Genomic DNA, 18,859 nt, shown 5'->3' with positions numbered 1-18,859 from the left:
AAATCAAAAGCCGATCAGCGCCCCGCCGTCCACCACCAGGACGTGACCGCTGACAAACGCCGCGGCGTCGGAGGCCAGGTAAGTGGCGGCCCAGCCGATATCCTGCGGTTTGCCGAATTTTTTCATCGGCGTGCGGCCGAGAATTTTATTTTTCCGCTCATCATCCCCGGCGATAGCCTTGCGCAGCATCGGCGTGTCGATCCAGCCGGGGGCGATGCCGTTTACCCGGATCCCGGCGCCGGACAGCTCGGTGGCCAGGCTATGTATCAGCCCGAGATAGGCGGATTTCGCCGCCGCGTAGCCGCTGACATAGGGCTGTCCCAGGAACGATGTCATGGAAGCGATGAACAGCACGCTGCCGCTGCCGTGCTGCTTCATATGCGGCACCAGGGCCTTGGTGAGGGCAAAGGCCCCGACCACATGCACATCCAGCACCGATTCGAATTCCGCCACCGTCATCTCTTCAATGGGCTTTTTGCAGTGGTTGCCGGCATTGTTCACCAGAATATCGATCTGCCCGTGGGTGGTGAGCAGATTGTCTACCCACCCCTGGGTCTTGCCGGTTTCACCGATATCAAACGACGTCCAGGCGGCCTCGGGACCGAGGTTTTGCGCCGCCTGGCGCGCGGCCTCGCCGTTGCGTCCGGCGACGATCACCTTTGCGCCGGCGGCGGTCATGCATTCCGCCATGGCATAACCGAGGCCGCTGGCCCCGCCGGTGATAAGGGCGGTTTTGCCTGCCAGTGAGAAGGCATTAGCGATTGTCATGGATAAGGCTCCCGTTAACGATTCCGCCGGGTATCGGCTTGACGAACAGCGCCACGCCTAACGCCCCCACCACGCCCACCGCCCCCGCCAGGATAAATGCCGCGATAAAGCTGCCGGTGTATTGCACGATCACGCCGGTGAGGATCGGCGCGATCATGCCCGAGGTGTTGGCCATCAGGTGGACAAACCCGCCCACGCCGCCGACCTTGTCCGGCGAAATATGCTCGGAAATGATGGACCAGGGCGCCGCGGCGGAGAAGTACATGAAAAAGATCCCCAGGGCCATCAGGCTGACCGCGCTGTTCACCGACGTCACGCTGCCGGCGAAACTTAAGCAGATTGCCGACAGGATCAGTCCCCCCACCAGCATGATTTTTCTCGAAAACAACAGGTTATGGGTTTTACGGAATATCCAGTCGGAGGTGGCGCCGCCAATGGCGATACCGACGCTGCCGATAAGCCACGGGATGGCGGAGGCGATGCTGATTTCCTTGATATTCAGGCCCCTTTCCATCGACAGATAGCTGGGGAACCAGGTCAAAAAGAAATACAGGATGTAATTGATGGAAAAAAACGCCAGCCCGGTAAACAGCACAATGGGCTGGGCGAGGTAGAAACGCAGAGGCAGCTTATGCCTGTCCCCTTGCCCGGCAAGGAGGGTTTGCTGTTCTTCATCGTATTCGGACACTTCCTGAGCGGAAGTATGGGGATTGGAATGGGGCCGGTCGGTAAAGGATCGCAGCCAGAAGAACGTCCAGACAAAACCCAGCGCCATCAGGATGATAAATGAAATACGCCAGTTCCACATCACGGCGATGATACCAACGATAGGCCCGGCGATAGCCCCGCCCAGCGGGTTGCCGGCATTGGCGATCCCCACGGCCCGCGATCGCTGGCTCAGCGGCACCCAATTGCTGATGCATTTGTTAATGGTGGTGCTGATGGGTCCCTCGCTCATGCCGAACAGCAGGCGAACGACAAACAGCATGCCATATCCGAACGCCAGGCCGGTCAGGCCGCAAAACAGCGACCATGACACCATGGCGATGGCAAACACTTTTCTCGGACCGTATATATCCGACAGATGGCCGCCGACAAAATTGAACAGGGCATAGCCGAAGAAAAAGCTGCTGAGCATCACCCCCACTTCGGTGGGAGAAAGATGAAGGTGATCCTTGATATAGGGCATGGCAACCGAGAATGCCGCCCGGTCCAGATAATTCACGATGCCGGCGATAAATAACAAAAATAGGATCTTCGAATAGTGTTTTTTGAACATGCCTTTATCTCCTTAATACCGGGAATGCACTGTCCCCGGTATGCGGTGAACCCCAAGCGGATTGAGCGCGCCGGCAATGGCGCTACATCACGCCGAATTTTTCAAATGCTTCCACGGTGCTCATACCGTCCTTAATGGCGCGGCGGACATCGCTTTCGGTATTGACCTTTTCCAGCGCCCGGGAGATGGCTTCCCCCTCGATTTCCCGCGGAATAATCAACAGGCCGTCGCGGTCGCCATACACGATATCCCCCGGCTTCACGGCAACGCCGTGAAATTCAATAGGCACCCGAAAGTCGATGACCTTGCCGCGCGGCCCCTGATCCTGCGCATAAGTGCCGTGGGAAAAGGTCGGCAGACCGAGTTCGAGAATCTCCGCCGAATCGCGGACAAAACCGTCCAGCACCGCCCCGGCGGCATGCAAATGCATGGCGCGCGTGGACATCAGGCCGCCCCACAGCGCATAGCGCAGTGAACTTCCGGTGGTGATATACACTTCATCTTCCTGCAAAGAGTCCAGCGCCTCGAACATGATGCCGAACGGCTTTTCACCGATGGCGGTGCGGCCGGAGGTGGAGCGCTGTTCATACACATCGGCTTCCAATACCGTCATGGCCCGCCCGGCCACCACCATATCCGGGTGCAGGGGTTTGATGGCCGGAGAAACGAACTGATGCAAATAGCCCAGGGTGTCGAGGATGTCCCCCACCACGGCGGTAAAAAGCCTGCTGCGCATCAGTTGAAACAGCTCTTTATCGTTTTTCCACATAACAATCATCCTGTGAGGTTGTCGGTAACGGTCATCTTGTAGAAGAGACAGGGAATATGGAGCTTAGAGGAAGGGTATATTTTGCCTTGAAACCTGTCAAACAGGTTTACAGGATCGTTAACATATTTGATAATATGATCACACTTTCTATTAACGTTAGCCGCAGGGTCGGCCCCTTTGCATAAGGTTAATGACCGTCCGCCTCGGGTGGCTGGTTTTTGGCGGGAATTTACCGGACAATAGGGCGCATTGACGGCGGGCGGGAAGAAAACGATGATATCTGGGTTTGACAACAAAGTGCCCGGTGGGAACAGGCTGCTTGAGTTCCGTGCATGTTTGTCAGCAGTCTGATATCTGCACTGTTTGCGGTATTTATCACCGGACTGAACGGTATGACGCATACCGTTCATCAAGAGGGAATTGAATCGCCATGACCACTAAAAAGCTGCTGGAACATAATACGCTATCGAGCCAGGTGCAAAACTACATACTGGAACTGATCCCTCGGGAAAATCTCACCGCCGGCATGGCGGTGCCCAGCGAGATGCAGATCATTCAGGATCTCGGCGTCAGCCGCGGTGTGGTGCGGGAATCATACCGATCCCTGTCGGCCCTGGGGGTGCTGGAGATCAAAAGCGGCAAAGTGCCGCGCATCAAACACTTCGATGCCAGCGTATTGCAGCTTATCTTCGGCTTCGCTTCCGCCACGGAGCAGGTGACGGCGTCGCAAATCCTGTCGGTACGCCGCTGGCTGGAGATCGGCTGCGCCGAAATGGCGGCGGTTAACGGCACCGAGCAGGATTTCGCCTTACTGCAGCAGGAAATGCGGCTGATTCGCGAGAATTTCCACAATACCGAAAGCTTTGTGGAGCATGACATCCACTTCCACCTGGTGCTTTCCCAGGCCTCGAAAAACCCGCTGTTCATGATTTTGCTGCAGGCCCTGCACGCCCAGCTGAAACAGTCCGTCTATGCCGGTCTGGAGGCGCAAAAAGAGCATTTGCAATATGAACAGCGCATCGTTGAGCTGCATCAGAAGATTTGCGACTTCGTCTGCGCCCGGGACGCCGAGAACGCCAAAAAAGCCATGATGGAGCACTTCGATACCGCAGTGAACTCACTGATTGAGCAGGGCAGCGAAATGAATGGCAAAAGCATTACATCGGTGTGAATACGGAGCGATTTACCCATCCTGTCTGGTCGGTCTGTGCCGAAATAAGGGAAGGCGGGATAATGCCTTTTCGTTGACGAGGCTTGCTTTTAAAACCCATGACAGCAACTATTGATCTCAAATTTTCATAATTTTGAGATGAACGGTGAAAATCAAACTTCCCCCCAACCCCCTACGCATTACGGATTCGGCGCCTGTGCAATTGCTCATCGCCATAAACACAGCACAGGCCGTTGATGGAGAGTGACGTTATTTGCCTTGGGACATGCTGCGCCGTTGATCAAAAAGACCTGCTCTGCCATCGACCGGTTAACATCGTCGGCAGGCAAATGAGTCCCAACCGCTATTTGGCGTTTTACAACTCGGTTCCTCGCCCCAGAACCCGCTATTTTGCCGCACCGTCTCCCATCTCCGTCACCAGTATCCGGTTCATACTGCCGCTCTGGTAACCCCCCAGATCCATCGCTACCCATTTGAAGCCCAGTTCCCGCAGCCGCCGGGATACGGCGTCGTGTTGAATCAGTAACAACGGCATGGCGTCCGGCTCCACCTCCACACGGGCCATTTCACCGTGGACCCTCACCCTGACCTGGCGGATACCCAGCGACCGGATGTAACGCTCCGATTCCTCGATACGCCGCAGCTTGACCAGGGTTATCTCCTCGCCGTAAACCACCCGCGACGACAGGCAGGCATAGGAGGGCTTATCCCAGTTGGACAGCCCCAGGTGCAGGGCCAGTTCGCGAATCTCCGCTTTATACAAATCCGCTTCCTGCAGCGGCGCCCGCACCCGGTACTCCTGCGCCGCCTTGACGCCGGGACGGTGTTCTCCCATATCATCGGCAATCAGGCCGAAGGCGAGATGATGGTAACCTTGCCGCTCCATCAGCGGCAGTATGTTCACAAAGAGATTCTTTTTACAGAAATAACAGCGATTGGGGGTATTTTCCGCATAACCGGCGATGGCCAGCTCGGAGGTGGCGATGACTTCATGACGGGCGTCCAGCTCGGCGGCCAGCCGTTGCGCCGCCCGCAGCTCTTCCCTTGGGTAGGTTTCGCTGTCGGCGGTGACCGCCAGCACCCTGTCCCGCCCCAGTGTATCCAGCGCCACTTTCAGCAGCAGGGTGCTGTCCACGCCGCCGGAAAAGGCAATCACCACGTCGCCCAGCGCCTGCAGGGATTGCTTTAACACGTCATATTTTTGTTCCAGCATCTTGGACTCCTTGGGTGGTCTTCAGGCAAGCGTCCGCCCAGTCGGCATTGGCCGATTGCCGGACCGCGTCCCATACCTGGTCAAACGGCACCCGGTGGTTTTTGGCCGCCTGCCGCACCTGTTCATATTCCGGGGCAATGTGATAAACCCGCCGGCCGCGAAAGCCGATCTTCACCGCGATATCGCCATAGGGTGTGGCAACCTGTTCCATACGCCGTTGTAAAATAAGCCGGCTGTGGCGGGTTTGGCGCACGCCGAAGGTGGAGGTTTCCAGCAGCAGTATCTCTTCCAGCGCGGCGCTGTCCTCTGGCCGGCACAGCACCGTCACCAGGGTGCCGGGGCGGTTTTTCTTCATGTAGACCGGCGTGTAATAGACATCCAAAGCCTGCTGCTCAAACAGCCGTTCCATGACGTAACCGAGATTCTCGCCGCTGATATCGTCCACTTCGCACTGCAGCGTCAACACCGTTTCACGCTCCGGCCGGCTATCCGCGCTCTCGCAAACCATTACCCGCAGGATGTTGGGATGGCTGAACCGCTTTTTACCGGCGCCATAGCCGATAGCCCTGACGGTGACCGCCGGCAGGCCCCGGAACTCGGCCGCCAGGGCATTGAGAAACGCCGCCCCGGTGGGAGTGGTCAGTTCCCCTTCCACCGGAAAATCCGCCAGGGGAATACCCAGCAGCAGCTCGGCGGTGGCCGGGGCCGGGATAGGATAACAGCCATGGGCCATCTGCTTTTTACCGCCGCCCACCGCCACCGGAGAGGCGATGATACGGTCAATATCCAGGCTTTCCAACGCCAGGCAAACGCCGATGATATCGATAATGGAGTCCATCGCCCCCACTTCGTGGAAATGCACCTCACCCGGCGGGATACCGTGGATTTTCCCTTCGGCCCGGGCAAGTACGCTGAAAACCGCCGCTGCCCGCTGTTTTACCCGCGGCGGCAGCGAACTGCTTTCAATCATCGACAATATGGCGGCGGCCCGACGGTGATGGAGATGCCGCGCGGGCGCGGCCAAAGGCGCCGGTCCGGCATCGGCCAGCGGGAAGAAAAGCTGCAGGGTTTTCGCCTCGATGCCGTGCTGGTTAACCGGCGAGACCCCCAGCACAAAGGGATCCACCGGCAGGCCGTTCAAGTGCCTGATGACATAGTCGAGATCCGCCCCGGCGCCGACAAGGGCGCAGAGCATCATATCCCCGGCAATACCGTACTGGCAGTCAAGATAGAGCAGCGGCATGTGGGGCCCCTTCATTCACCAGCCTCATGATCTGCGCCGCCTGGTAAGCGGCGCCGAAACCGTTATCGATATTCACCACGCTGACGCCGGCGGCGCACGACGTCAGCATGGTCAGCAACGGCGTCACCCCCTGGAAATGCGCGCCATAACCCACCGAAGTGGGCACGGCTATCACCGGGCTGCCGGTCAAGCCGCCCACCACGCTTGGCAACGCCCCTTCCATGCCGGCCACCACAATCAGCACGCTGGCCCGGGCGATTTCGTCGCGGTAGGCCAATAGCCGGTCGATGCCCGCGACGCCCACATCGTAGCGGCGGCGGACCCGGCACCCCATCCATTCGGCGGTGAGCGCCGCCTCTTCCGCCACCGGCAGATCCGAGGTTCCGGCGCACAGCACCATCACTTCTCCGGCAAAGCGGGCTTTGGCGCCTCCCTGGCACAGAATGCGCGCCCCGGCGTCGTAGCGGGCCTCAGGAAAGGCCGCCATTACCTGCGCCGCCTTGCCTGGTCCAAGCCGTGTCACCATGGCCTTACCATGATGACTTAGCAAGCGATCAAAGATACCGGCTATCTGCGCAACGGTTTTGCCCTGACCAAAAATCACCTCGGGGAAACCGGTCCGGCTCTCGCGCTGGACATCCACTTTGCAATAACCCAAGTCTTCAAACGTATTCATGTCGGCTCACTCGGTGCTTTTTGTGATTAGTTTCGCAATTCAAGAAAACAGCGGACGCTAACGCCACAACCTGTTTGACAGGATTACAGGTTATTCATAATCTCGTTAACAGACAAGACATCTTTCATTAAAAAACGATTATCAATGAGAGGCAGTTCACAAAAACCACAGCGGGTTATTGGTGGTTAATAAATCACAACCGCGGCGGTTTGAAGCGGGCTTAAGAAATCCAAACAGTTTTAATGAAAACCATAGACAAAATGATGTTAGCGAAGTGGATGCACTGAAAAACAGACAGTCAGTCCCTTGGAGTATGGCGAGTCAATATAACAACTTCAGCTGCGAACCAAACACAATGAGAGGCAATGCTATGCTCAATGATCCGCACGTGATTCCCAATAAAAGATGGGTAAGGATCCTGCCGCCGATTCTTCTGGTTTATATCGTTGCCCTGATGGATCGGGTGAATATTGGTTTCGCCATCGCCGGCGGCATGGATAAAGATCTGGGTTTATCAACCACCTTTGCCGGACTGGTGGCGGGTATTTTCTTTATCGGCTATCTGCTGCTGCAAATACCCGGCGGGCTGATTGCCGCCGGGGGCAGCGCTAAAAAATTCATCGCCTATACCATTGTCGGCTGGGGCGCCACCTCGATTCTGATGGGCTTTGTGGAAAAAGACTGGCAGGTGCTGACGCTGCGCTTCATTTTGGGGGTGGCGGAAGGCGGTGTCTTTCCGGCGCTGCTGATCATTATCTCCAACTGGTTTCCCAACGCCGAACGCGCCCGGGCCAACGCGATATTTATCGGCGGTATTGTCTTTATCGCCAACTTTATCAACGGTCCCATTGCCGGCTGGATTATCAGCCGCTGGAGCTGGCGGGAACTGTTTATTATCGAAGGGGTGATGTCGCTGTTATTGCTGTTTATCTGGTTCCCGATTATCAGCAACCGGCCGGATGACGCCGATTGGATAAGCGAAGAAGAGCGTAGTTATATCAACAACAAAATCAGAGAAGAGCAGGAAGCAAGTATTCATACCGGCTCGCTGATGGAAATTTTAAAACAAAACAGCCTATGGAAACTGGTAGTCATTTATTTTTGCTACCAGACCGGTATATATGGCTTCAGCTTCTGGCTGCCGACGATGATTAAAAACCTCACCACCATGGGCATCGGCGCGGTGGGATTCTTATCCACATTACCTTATGTCGCCATGCTTATCGGCACCTATGCTATTTCGTCGCTGTCGGATAAAAGAAACAACCGGAAATTTTTCATCGCGCTATCCCTATTCGGATTTGCGCTGTTTTTAATCTGTTCGGCGCAATTCAGCCATTATATCTGGGTATCATTTACCTTTCTGGTGCTGTGCGGGCTGTTTTATGAATCTGCTTCCAGCGTATTTTGGACCATACCGCCGGTGCTGTTTCCCCATCATCTGGCCGGCGGCGCGCGCGGCGTGATTAACGCCCTGGGTAATCTGGGGGGATTTGTCGGCCCGTTCATGATTGGCTGGATGACTTCTCAATACAGCCTTTCCACCGGCATTTATTGCCTGGCGGGTATATTGCTGGTGGGATTTCTCACCACACTGACCCTGCCGGGGCACCTTACCCACCCAAAGTCACCTGAAGCCGCCGCCGGGTTGCCTAAAGCGACAAATACCAGCCGTGAAACCGGAGCATAAGGTCAGGCCATGTTTGAGAATACCGACATAAAACTGCAGGACGGCTTTGATATGGCGTGGCCGAGACTGCATCGGGTAAAACAGAAATTCGACCCCCAGCGGGTAGAGAACATTCCAGCCAAGGTGGCGGCGGAATTTGCCAAACCCGCCGTGAGCGCCAAAATCCGGCCGGGGATGCGGGTGGCACTTACCGCGGGTAGCCGGGGCATCGCCAATTTGCGGGAAATTATTACCGCCGTGGTGCACGAGGTAAAACAACGGGGCGGGAGTCCCTTTGTGGTCCCCGCCATGGGCAGCCACGGCGGCGCCACCGCCGAAGGCCAGCGCCAGGTCATCGCCGGCTTCGGCATTACTGAAGGTAACGTCGGCTGTCCCGTTGTCTCCTCCATGGATACGGTTGAATTGGGACAATTGGAAAACGGCCTGCGGATCTGGTTTGATAAAAATGCCTATGAAAGCGATGCGGTAATCGCCATCGGGCGCGTCAAGCCCCATACCGACTTCAAGGGTCCGGTGGAAAGCGGCATCCAGAAAATGATGGTTATCGGCCTGGGCAAGCACATAGGCGCCAGCTCCATACACCGCCATGAAATACCCTCGTTCGGCCAGTTGATGCCCATTGCCGCGAAACTGGTGATGGAAAAGGCCCCGATAGCCATCGGCATCGGCCTGGTGGAAAACGCCTATGACCAAACCTGCGAAATCGTCGCGCTGCCGGTGGAGGATATCGCGGCGGAAGAACCGGCGATCCTGGCACGGGCCAAGACCCGATTGCCAAAACTGCTGCTAAAGAGTATAGACGTGCTGGTGGTGGAGCGGTTCGGCAAAGAGGTCAGCGGCGCCGGCATGGATCCCAATGTCACCGGCCGGAATTCAACCAATGTGAAAGAGGGATTTGTCGCGCCCCCCATCCAGAAAATCTGGGTGCGCGACCTGACGGACGAGTCCCATGGCAATGCCGCCTGTATCAACAATGCCGATATCATTACCAGTAACTTTTTCAATAAAATCGACTTCTCGGCGTTTTACACCAATGTCATTACCTCCTCCAATCTCAACGCCGGCAAGCTGCCGCTAATCCTGCCCAACGATCGCATCGCGCTGGCGGTAGCCATTAAGACCTGTAATCGCATTGAATTTGACCGGGCCAAGGTGGTGTGGATCAAAGACACCCTCCATCTGGAATATATCTATGTTTCCGCATCCTGCCTGGACGAACTGAAAAAGCGCGATGACGTGGAGATAACCGGTGAAACGGTGGAATTAAGCTTTAACGACCGGGATGAGGTGAATACGCGGTTTGATTTTGGCTAATATAGCTACGGGGGATTCTTGCCCCCCCGTAAGGGGATGCGATTTTGCGGCTATTGTCTTTATTTGCCGCACCGATGGGCATTGGCGGAATCGATTGCAAGATAATCATTAGAGAACAGGATGTTATAGCAAGCATTTGGAAATGGCGTACATGCCTTTGATCCCTTGCCCGAAACGCGCCAGCGCCTGGCGATTCTCCGCCAATTCGCCATAGGTCAGGTAGCGCACCCGCAGATCCGCCACCCGGCTGAACGCCGGACGGCGCAGCTGCGCCAGCACTTCCGCCTCGCGATTGTCGGGCGCCACCAGGAAAAGGCCTTCGCTGGCCTGGGTATCTCCGCTCAGGGCCAAATCCAGCATGCGCACGATCCCGGAATAGATCGAGGTGGTATGCTCCACTTCAAAAGCCGCCATCACCCGCTGCCGCCCTGCGTCAAGCCAAAGTACGTCGATGAGGCGGATAGCATCGGCGGCCGGGGAAGCGATAATATCCGGCGGCAGCTGTTCCAGGCAGCCTTGTCCCAGCACACCGCCGTCGTAAGCGCGGCGGCGATCGTTGGCGGCAATCCAGACGCTGTAGCCCAAGGCCAGCCCCAAATCGCGCAGCCAGCCCTGGATTTCGGTATGGGTACGGTCATTGTCACCGGCCTGTTGCCGCGCTTTTGCCATGGCGGCGCCCTCCGCCCGCACCTGTGCCAAATCCGCCGCCCACCGCTCCCGAGCCCCCAGGTCATCAGCCCTGGGCGGTGCGGGATATCGCTCATTGCCCAGATCGAACAGTAGCCCGGCCATGGCGCCAAGATCGTTGGATAACAAAGGGCCGTAGCGATGGTTAAGGGCCATGATGCCCTGCCGCATGGCAAGATATTCCGTCCATTTGCCAAGTTTCACATTGGCGCCGGTCAGCGCGTTGTAGCCTTTGACGATAGCGGTATTAAACGGCGGCATAAGCGTAGGGTGCAGAAAATACAGCAGATTAGCCACCGCCGGTCCCAGCCCTTTGATCCCTAGCCTGTCGATATCATGGATAGCGTGGATAATTTGCTCAGCGTGGATACAGCCGGCGCAGGAAAACAGCAGATGCCCAAACGCCCGTTGATTGCCGGGATTTTCATAAATATCGGGAATGCGCAGCTTCGGCTTCCATAAAAAAGCGTGATCGGCGCCTTTGAAGATCTGGCGCTGTTCGGCAATGGAATGCACGATGGTCTCAAGCGAAGAACCTCGATACAGATTGCCGAAGGTACCGGCTTCAATTTCCGACACCACCAGGGCAATCCCGCGGCGGATGGAGCGGAAATTCTTGATGCGCTCCGGCCATAAAAACCAGCTCTGATAGGTACCGGCCGGATCGCCGCGCCAGCGTTCTATCAATTGCCCCATCGCCGCTTCATCTACTTGCATTTTCCGAACGTGCTCCCTGGCAAACGATAGGCAAGTTTACCGCCAAACGGGCCAGGTTGTCCTTAATATTAATAGGGTTAAATACCTGCTGATTTATACGCTACGCCAAACTCTGCAACCCGAAGGCCGGCGTTATTCAATAAGCTTAAGATCGGCTTTACGATGAATTTTTTGCTCCAGGTAAAAATTTTCATGAGTACCAAAACTCAGCAGGTAGAGTTCCAGCCGGTTCTCAATCCAGCTATACCCGATTAGCATCAATTGGTTGTTCAATGAAAACTTATGTACCTGCAGGAAGCGCAAATCCCCTTTTTTCTGTTCGCCGAGGGAAGGATCGGCGATGATGGCGTCAATCTCGTCCTCAACGGCTGCGAGCACATCCCTGGGCAGCTTTGCCAGGGCCTTCGAGAAACGGCGCGTCTCGTATACATCAATCCTTCGACCGGCTTGTCCTTCTGGCATAGCGGGATACCTTATTGTTTTTAACTTCACTCTGCGCTAACAGCGTCTCAAGAATAAAACCATAGGGCAGATCCGGGTTTTCTTCGGCAATACGCCCTATTTTGGCCCAATGCTCAATTTGCTTGGGTATGCTTCGGCTTGCCGCTTCAGCATGAACCTTGATGTCGCTAACAAATTCATCGTCTAAACGTACACTGATTGACATGTCGGGGACCTCTTTCGGAATAGATTATTGACTGCATCCGGCGAACGCAAACTTCAGATGACAGAGTTCGATCCGCGTCGCAACGTCTCATAACGCTAAAATGCCACATTAGGTCGCGTTGTGCAACCTAATGTGGCATTTCTGCCATTACAGCCTTGTCATACAGACCATACGCCGACCGCCAACCGACTTAACTGAAGCTTGAACCGGAAGTGTTAAAGGGAGACCGCGGCAATGGGGTCGAAGCGGCCATTGTCGGCCGCGGAGCGCCCCATGCCACGGTAAGCCCGCTATCACCGAAGCTCAATGCGGACCTGTTAAAGGGAGACCGCGGCAATGGGGTCGAAGCGGCCATTGTCGGCCGCGGAGCGCCCCATGCCACGGTAGGCCCGCTACCACCGAAGCTCAAAGCGAACCTGTTAAAGGGAGAGCAACAGCTCAGGCCGCCTGCAACCTGATACTGTCCACCTTACGCTGACGCACGAACAGCAGCATCACCACAATACCCGCCACCGCCAGTATACTGGACAGAATAAACGCCGACCGGTAGCCGCCGCCGTACTGGATCAGAAATCCCGTAATGCTCGGCGACAGAATTCCCGCCAGGTTAGCCAGCAAATGCACAAAGCCGCCGGCGGAGCCGATACGGGAGGCCGGAACAATATCCTGCAGCAGCGACCAACAAGCCTGAGGCGTCATGTAGGCAAAAAGGCTGGCCACGGTAATCAGCGTCACCGCCGACCCAAGCGTCGCCGCATAGGCGGTCATCAGCACGCACACCGCGGCAATGGCCAGACCGAAGATAATCACCAGCTTGCGCGACAGCAGGAAGTTACCGGTTTTCTTGAATATGCCGTCACACACCACGCCGCCGCCGACAAAACCGAGCGTCGCCCCCAGCCAGGGCAATACGCCGATGATGCTCATGCTTTTGATATCCAGATGCTGATAATCCGTCAGGTAGCTGGGCAGCCACGAAAGGAAAAAGAACTGGATATAATTGAAACAGAAAAAGGCCGCCGCCACGCCCAGCACCGGCATCGATAACACATAAAACAAAATACCGTGCTTTTTCTGCCGCGACAGGTCGGCGGGCAGCACCGGCGCGGCCGGATTCGCCGGGCGGTCGGCGGTAATAAGCGCCACTTCCTCGGCGGAAACCCGGCGATGCAGTTCAGGCCGATCGCGAAAGAAAATCAGCCAGCAGCCCAGCCAGATAAACCCCAGCAGGGCAATAACCAGAAATGAAATGCGCCAACCGAAGTTAAGCCCCACCAGGCCGACGATGGGCGCCGAGATAGCAGCGCCCAGCGGCTGGCCGGCATTGGTAAAACCCACCGCCCGCCCTACTTCCTTACGGGGAAACCAATTTGAAATGGATTTATTGGTGGTGGTGCCCATGGGGCCTTCGCCGATGCCGAACAGAATCCGCACGAACATCAGATAGCCAAAACCGGTGGCAAGCGCCGTGGCGCCGCAGAAAAATGACCAGACGCCGGCCGCCCAGGCATAAACCCGCCGCGGGCCGAATTTATCCGCGCCCCATCCGCCGACAAAACAGAACAGGCAGTAGCCCACAAAGAAGAAGCTGAACAGAATGCCCATTTGCGCATCATCGATGTGCAAATCCTTTTTTATCAACGGCGCCATCACCGACAGCGCCGACCGGTCCAGATAATTCAGCATACCGGCGAAAAACAGCAACAGCGCCACCACCAAGCGATATTTATGTTTTAGCATGAGGTCATCTCCGACGAGAGGGTTCGATGGGCAATGCGATAACGGCGCAGAATATCTTCAGCGGGCCGGAAACCCAAACCCGGCGTATCGGCCAGACGCAGGCGCGGCTGGAAATCCAGTTCGGCATACAGCGGTTCGGGCCATTGCAGATAAGGCACTTCCAGCGCAACGTCTTCCGGCAGGGTAGCCACCAGATGCGCGGTGGCCATCAGGGCCGCACCGTAATAAAAACAGTGCGGCACCACTTTTACCCGATACTGCTGCGCCAGACGATAAACCTCCAGCGCGGCGCTGATGCCGCCTATTTTCGCCACGCTGGGCTGGGCTACGCTTACGGCGCCGGCTTCAAACAGTTGCCTGAAACCCTCCACCCCCTGGGCATTTTCCCCGGCGGCCACCGGGGTCCCGCAGGCCTTTACCGCCGCCAGCCCGGCCAAATCATCCGGCGGCCATACCGGCTCTTCCAGCCAGGCCAGTCCCAGTTCGTTGAGCGACCGGGCTTGCCGGCACGCTTCCTCTACCGTCCACGGGCAATTAACGTCCACCATTAACCGCGCATCGGCCGGCAGCGCATCACGGGCCGCCGCAATGGCCCGGTACTCGGTTTCATGGAGTTTGATGGACCGAAAGCCTTGGCCGTAAGCGCGCATGGCATGGGCAGCCACCTGCGCGGGATCGTTGCCATAGCTCACCAGACTGGCATAGACGCCAATCTCCCGGCGCGGCGCCCCGAGCAATTGCCAGAGCGGCATCCCCGCCGCCTGGGCGCAAAGATCCCACAGCGCGATATCCAGGGCCGACAGGGCAAATTGCACCGGTCCGCTGCGTCCAAAGGCGTGGAAAGCGCGTTGCGCCCGATCCATCAGCTGCCCTACTCCCTCCGGCGTGTCCGCAAAGGTTTGTCCAAGGAAAAACCGCCCCACCGGCCCCTCCAGCGCGGCAAAGGTCACCGGGTTGGAAAGATGGCCGAAACCCTCGCCCCATCCTTGCAAACCATTGTCCGCCGTCAGCCGCACCAGCAGGGTTTCCATACGGGTCAGCTCCGGGGAGGCGGCGTTATAGGCATCCTCCGCCGAACCCTTTTGCCGGTCGCTGCTTCTACCGGAAGTAAAAGGCATCGCCAGGCGCATCACTTCAATGTCGGTAATTTTCATCACGGGTGCCTCATGTAGAGAACCTTCGGGCAGTCATGCATCGCTGGTTTGCAAAGGTCTTCAACAGGGTTTTATATCAATAATGTTAAAGCATTGTCACATGAGTGATTATAGAGGGCGGATGTGCCGGCGACACCGGTCAAGGGCACAGCATTAAAGCGGGCGCAGGCAATTTCTTTGTGCAAATGTATGAGATGAAGAGAGCTAAATCACGAAAATAGCGGAGGGTTTCCGGCAGGAAAAAAATGGCTATCGGCTATAAGACAATGACGGGATGTTTGGGGAAAACCGGGCCGTAGGGACCCGGCATCAAAGCCTGAAACCGGGCGACGAATCGGCCCGGATTCAACGTTACACAAGACGCAAAGGCGTTATCGGTTGCCCGTGATTACTCATCCCGGTGATTATTGTGGGCATCCTGGCTCTCTTTGGCGGCCGCCCTGGCTTTATCCGCCATGGCATTCTCCTGTTCCGGCGTCAGCAGCGCGTCCGCTTCAAGTATTTTGGCCAGGCCTTCGCTGACGGTCACATCTTCGGGTTTTTGGTCCGGTTTTTGGTCCGCTGGCGCGGGATTATTTGGGGTTGTCATAAAACGCTGCTCCCTATACTTATCATGATGAGGTAAGCATAGCCCTAATTATGCTAATGGCTTTAGTTATTATCGCCCTTATCACACAAGCGAGACCGCGCCATCAGCCCATTAATTTAGGCAGCCAGGCCGCTCCCCGCACCCCGCTTGAGTCGCCGTGTTTCGCTTTACGGATGGGGGTGGAGAATTCCCCGCCGAAAATCCATTGCGGCATCAGCGTCGGCAGGGTGGAATATAATCGATCCACATTGCTCATACCGCCTCCCAGCACGATGACTCCCGGGTCGATGATATTCACGACCCCGGCCAGCGCCTTGGCCAGCCGCATTTCATACTGCTGTAACGCTTGCCCGGCGGCTGCGTCGCCGGCCTCGGCCAGGCGGGCTATCTCATCTCCCGGCAGGGATTTGCCGCTGATGCGCCGATAGGCGGTGGCAAAACCGGTACCGGAGATAAAGGTTTCGTTGCACCCCACCTTGCCGCAGTAGCAGGGCACCTCACGCTGATACACCTGTTCCACCTCGTCGGGCCAGGGTAAAGGATTATGTCCCCATTCGCCGGCAATACCGCTGCTTCCCTGATAAACGCGGGTATTGATGGCCAAGCCCCCGCCGCAGCCGGTGCCGATAATCACCGCGAATACGATTTCCACCCCGGCCCCGGCGCCATCGGTGGCTTCTGAAATCGCCAGGCAGTTGGCGTCATTGGCGACCTTGAACGGGCGTTGCAGCAGCGCGGCTAAATCCTGCTCGAAAAAGCGGCCGTTCAGCCATACCGAATTGGCGTTTTTGATTTTTCCGGTTAACTGCGAGACCGTACCGGGAATACCGATGCCGATGGTGCCCTGCTGTCCCGTCTCCCGCTCCGCCAGTAAAATGAGATCGCGAATGGCGATAAGTGTTTGATCATAATCATTACGCGGCGTCGGCACCCGGTGCCGGTACAATTCCCGCCCATCCGCTTCAAGAGCAATGACTTCCGTTTTAGTGCCGCCCAAATCAATACCGATATACATAGGATAAGCCTTTATTTTTAAATGCCGTATGCAGCAAATGTTGACGATGCGCCGGGACAGCGACAACCGGCTCCATGCCGGCGCTAAACCCGGCGACGCTGTTTCATTTGCCGGTTGATAGCGGAAAAAAGCCCGCGGCACAGCACGATAATAATAATGATACCGCCCCAGGTTGCCGTGATCATGAACGGATCCAGGCGCATCAGATTCAGGCCGCTGGAAATCAATTGCAAAATGATGACCGCCAGCACAACCCCCGACACCCGGCCGAAACCGCCAAACGGGCTGACCTTGCCGAGAAACGCCGCCAATACCGCCACCAGCAGGTAGGAATCGGCATAGCTGGCCTTGACCGAGTTCAGCTGGCCAATCATCACCAGCGCGGTAAGGGCGGCGAAACAGGACGACAGCACATACTGAATAACCGTAACCTTGACGATACTGATATTGGAAAAACGGGCCGCCACCGGATTGGAACCCATCATATAAAGGTTAAAACCAAAGCGGGTTTTGTTCAGGATGACCGACGCGACAATGGCGGCGGCCACAAACAGGAACAGGGAATTGGGCACGCCGAAACTCTGGCCGTTGCCGATATTCACCAACCCCGCCGGAAAGCCGGTAATGGTGTAGCCTTTGGTGAAAACCACGTTCAAGCCGGAAATCAGGGTCATGGTGCCAAGGGTCACCAAAATATCCGGGATCTTCAGCAAGGCAATCAGTAAACCGTTTATCACCCCCACCAGCACGCAGGCCGCCAGCCCCAGCGCAATCGCCAGGGCAATCATTTCCCCCGACGCCAGCTTCATGCCTTGGGGAGCGAACGATTGCAAAAACAGCGCGATCACGATGCCGTTCAGATTGGTGGTGGCGATAATCGACAGGTTAATCCCCCCCGACAGCATGGATATCATCATCCCCAGGGACAAAAAACCGACGATGGGCAGCTGATACGCCATGGAGCTGAAATTCTGCACGCTTAAAAACTTGGCGCCGTTAAGGCTATACATCAACAGGAATACCGCCGCCAACACCAGATATAGCGAGGCGTTTTCGCGGATAATCGGCGGCAACGGCGCTCTGCCCGGTTGCTTTTTATCGACTGCTATCGCTTTCATGAGGGCTCCTTGATATCCACCAGCACCCGCACGCGGGAACGCCGTTGTCTGATAACCTGCACAGCATTAACGGCGACGCTGAATAAAATCACCAGGCCGGTGAACACGTTGTAGTAATAGGGGGATATTTTCATGAGGGTCAGGCTGTTGCTGAGAATGGAGAACAACAGCACTCCCAGCAGGGTCCCCGCTACGCTGCCGCGGCCGCCGGTAACCGAAGCCCCGCCCAGGACCACGGCGGCAATCACCTGCAGTTCCGAACCGACGATGGAATTGGGAATGACGGTTTGCACAATCGACACCTGGACAATACTGGCAAAGCCGGAAATGGCGCCCACCAGGGTATAGATAAACAGCGTGGTTTTTTTAAGGTTGAACCCCACTCGTTCCGCCGAAACGGGATTGCCGCCGATGGCATACACGCTGCGCCCCAGCACGGTATGGCGCAGGAATAAATGCATGCCCAGCGCCAGCAGGAACCACAGGCAGGTGACAAAACTGATCCCGTACAATGCGCCGTTGGCGGCATGCATCGGAAAAATTTTCAGCTCAGCCAACCCCAGGAACGACGGCGGAATATCATAAATCAGATCGCCCTGGGTCACGACGTATAACAGGCCGTAGAACAGGCTGTTGGTGGCGATGGTGACAATGATCGCGGTAATCTTGAAATAATAAATGATCACGCCGTTCAGCGACCCCATCACCCCACCGATTATGATGCTGCACAGTATCGCCAGATAGATGTTATCCAGATTGGCCTGCAGGAAGTAATAGACCACGGCATATTGCACCACCTGGGCGATGGCGGTGAAAGAAACGTCGAATCCGCCGGAAATCAAGACCAGCAGAACACCCAGGGCGAAAATGCCCAATACCGTGTTTGCCTTGAGTAAATCTGCAATATTATCCAGCGACATAAATGCCGGATTGATATAGGTAATGGCAATGGAGAATACTATAATCAGCAAGAGCAGCAGCCACTCCCGCGATTTGAACATTTTGGTCATATCCATAATAAAATAACCTCACCCGCTTTTTTACACCGA

At 56.4% G+C, this 18,859-nt stretch carries 19 protein-coding genes; 4 read left to right on the top strand and 15 right to left on the bottom strand.

Features of this window, described 5'->3' with window-relative positions:
- Positions 1-3: 3 nt before the first annotated feature.
- The 3 genes from ACL2XJ_RS13570 to ACL2XJ_RS13560 all read right to left on the bottom strand — a co-directional run bounded on the left by ACL2XJ_RS13570 (position 4) and on the right by ACL2XJ_RS13560 (position 2,816).
- Positions 4-768: an SDR family NAD(P)-dependent oxidoreductase gene (locus ACL2XJ_RS13570; protein ID WP_413726755.1), complete on the bottom strand. Its 765-nt coding sequence runs from the start codon at positions 766-768 to the stop codon at positions 4-6.
- Positions 755-2,047, bottom strand: a complete 1,293-nt coding sequence (locus ACL2XJ_RS13565) for an MFS transporter (protein WP_413726754.1) — start codon at positions 2,045-2,047, stop codon at positions 755-757. The genes ACL2XJ_RS13570 and ACL2XJ_RS13565 overlap by 14 nt, the downstream gene beginning before the upstream one ends.
- 82 nt (positions 2,048-2,129) lie before the next feature.
- Positions 2,130-2,816: an RraA family protein gene (locus ACL2XJ_RS13560; RefSeq protein WP_132923108.1), complete on the bottom strand. Its 687-nt coding sequence runs from the start codon at positions 2,814-2,816 to the stop codon at positions 2,130-2,132.
- A 430-nt stretch (positions 2,817-3,246) separates the two neighbouring features.
- On the opposite strand from ACL2XJ_RS13560, the gene ACL2XJ_RS13555 reads away from it, so the two are divergent.
- The gene (locus tag ACL2XJ_RS13555; protein ID WP_413726753.1) at positions 3,247-3,987 is read left to right on the top strand and encodes a FadR/GntR family transcriptional regulator; all 741 of its coding nucleotides are present in this window, start codon (positions 3,247-3,249) and stop codon (positions 3,985-3,987) included.
- A gap of 385 nt (positions 3,988-4,372) precedes the next feature.
- On the opposite strand, the gene larE is transcribed toward ACL2XJ_RS13555, so the two are convergent.
- The 3 genes from larE to larB are packed head-to-tail and all read right to left on the bottom strand — an operon-like array spanning position 4,373 to position 7,119.
- Positions 4,373-5,200 (bottom strand): ATP-dependent sacrificial sulfur transferase LarE, encoded by an 828-nt coding sequence (gene larE, locus ACL2XJ_RS13550; RefSeq protein WP_413726752.1) that lies wholly within the window; start codon positions 5,198-5,200, stop codon positions 4,373-4,375.
- The gene (larC, locus tag ACL2XJ_RS13545) at positions 5,181-6,443 is read right to left on the bottom strand and encodes a nickel pincer cofactor biosynthesis protein LarC (protein ID WP_413726751.1); all 1,263 of its coding nucleotides are present in this window, start codon (positions 6,441-6,443) and stop codon (positions 5,181-5,183) included. Before larC ends, larE begins: the two co-directional genes overlap by 20 nt.
- On the bottom strand, positions 6,424-7,119 hold the full coding sequence (gene larB, locus ACL2XJ_RS13540; RefSeq protein WP_132923113.1) for a nickel pincer cofactor biosynthesis protein LarB: 696 nt from the start codon (positions 7,117-7,119) through the stop codon (positions 6,424-6,426). Before larB ends, larC begins: the two co-directional genes overlap by 20 nt.
- Positions 7,120-7,489: 370 nt before the next feature.
- On the opposite strand from larB, the gene ACL2XJ_RS13535 reads away from it, so the two are divergent.
- Together ACL2XJ_RS13535 and ACL2XJ_RS13530 are read left to right on the top strand one after the other, a co-directional pair.
- Positions 7,490-8,809 carry an MFS transporter gene (locus ACL2XJ_RS13535; RefSeq protein WP_203522582.1) on the top strand — a complete coding sequence of 440 codons (1,320 nt, stop codon included), beginning with the start codon at positions 7,490-7,492 and terminating at the stop codon, positions 8,807-8,809.
- Between the two features lie 9 nt (positions 8,810-8,818).
- A complete protein-coding gene (locus ACL2XJ_RS13530; protein ID WP_413726750.1) occupies positions 8,819-10,123 on the top strand; it encodes a lactate racemase domain-containing protein in 1,305 nt (434 codons plus the stop codon).
- A gap of 123 nt (positions 10,124-10,246) precedes the next feature.
- Here the strand turns inward: ACL2XJ_RS13530 and ACL2XJ_RS13525 are convergent, their stop codons facing one another.
- The 3 genes from ACL2XJ_RS13525 to ACL2XJ_RS13515 form a co-directional block, all read right to left on the bottom strand.
- Positions 10,247-11,527, bottom strand: coding sequence for a type II restriction endonuclease (locus ACL2XJ_RS13525; RefSeq protein ID WP_413726749.1), 1,281 nt, complete (start codon positions 11,525-11,527; stop codon positions 10,247-10,249).
- 132 nt (positions 11,528-11,659) lie between these two features.
- The gene (locus ACL2XJ_RS13520; RefSeq protein ID WP_203522588.1) at positions 11,660-11,989 is read right to left on the bottom strand and encodes a type II toxin-antitoxin system RelE/ParE family toxin; all 330 of its coding nucleotides are present in this window, start codon (positions 11,987-11,989) and stop codon (positions 11,660-11,662) included.
- Entirely contained in the window at positions 11,958-12,194 is a 237-nt protein-coding gene (locus tag ACL2XJ_RS13515; protein WP_132923117.1) for a ParD-like family protein, read from the bottom strand. The genes ACL2XJ_RS13520 and ACL2XJ_RS13515 overlap by 32 nt, the downstream gene beginning before the upstream one ends.
- 212 nt (positions 12,195-12,406) lie before the next feature.
- On the opposite strand from ACL2XJ_RS13515, the gene ACL2XJ_RS13510 reads away from it, so the two are divergent.
- Positions 12,407-12,652 carry a hypothetical protein gene (locus ACL2XJ_RS13510; protein ID WP_413726748.1) on the top strand — a complete coding sequence of 82 codons (246 nt, stop codon included), beginning with the start codon at positions 12,407-12,409 and terminating at the stop codon, positions 12,650-12,652.
- Here the strand turns inward: ACL2XJ_RS13510 and ACL2XJ_RS13505 are convergent.
- The 6 genes from ACL2XJ_RS13505 to ACL2XJ_RS13480 all read right to left on the bottom strand — a co-directional run bounded on the left by ACL2XJ_RS13505 (position 12,633) and on the right by ACL2XJ_RS13480 (position 18,826).
- Positions 12,633-13,934 (bottom strand): MFS transporter, encoded by a 1,302-nt coding sequence (locus ACL2XJ_RS13505; RefSeq protein ID WP_413726747.1) that lies wholly within the window; start codon positions 13,932-13,934, stop codon positions 12,633-12,635. The two genes, ACL2XJ_RS13510 and ACL2XJ_RS13505, sit on opposite strands and share 20 nt — an antisense overlap.
- Positions 13,928-15,088, bottom strand: a complete 1,161-nt coding sequence (locus ACL2XJ_RS13500) for a mandelate racemase/muconate lactonizing enzyme family protein (protein ID WP_413726746.1) — start codon at positions 15,086-15,088, stop codon at positions 13,928-13,930. The genes ACL2XJ_RS13505 and ACL2XJ_RS13500 overlap by 7 nt, the downstream gene beginning before the upstream one ends.
- 388 nt (positions 15,089-15,476) lie before the next feature.
- Positions 15,477-15,677 (bottom strand): hypothetical protein, encoded by a 201-nt coding sequence (locus ACL2XJ_RS13495; protein ID WP_132923120.1) that lies wholly within the window; start codon positions 15,675-15,677, stop codon positions 15,477-15,479.
- Positions 15,678-15,780: 103 nt separating this feature from the next.
- Positions 15,781-16,692 (bottom strand): fructokinase, encoded by a 912-nt coding sequence (gene mak, locus ACL2XJ_RS13490; RefSeq protein WP_413726745.1) that lies wholly within the window; start codon positions 16,690-16,692, stop codon positions 15,781-15,783.
- Positions 16,693-16,775: 83 nt separating this feature from the next.
- Positions 16,776-17,810 (bottom strand): ABC transporter permease, encoded by a 1,035-nt coding sequence (locus ACL2XJ_RS13485; RefSeq protein ID WP_132923122.1) that lies wholly within the window; start codon positions 17,808-17,810, stop codon positions 16,776-16,778.
- The gene (locus ACL2XJ_RS13480; RefSeq protein ID WP_132923123.1) at positions 17,807-18,826 is read right to left on the bottom strand and encodes an ABC transporter permease; all 1,020 of its coding nucleotides are present in this window, start codon (positions 18,824-18,826) and stop codon (positions 17,807-17,809) included. Before ACL2XJ_RS13480 ends, ACL2XJ_RS13485 begins: the two co-directional genes overlap by 4 nt.
- Between the last annotated feature and the right edge of the window lie 33 nt (positions 18,827-18,859).

The sequence above is a fragment of the Sodalis sp. RH16 genome, assembly GCF_047324245.1.
Taxonomy (GTDB): Bacteria; Pseudomonadota; Gammaproteobacteria; order Enterobacterales; family Enterobacteriaceae; genus Acerihabitans; species Acerihabitans ligni.
The sequence above is the reverse complement of the archived record's forward strand: the minus strand, read 5'-3'. Positions and strand labels throughout refer to the sequence as shown.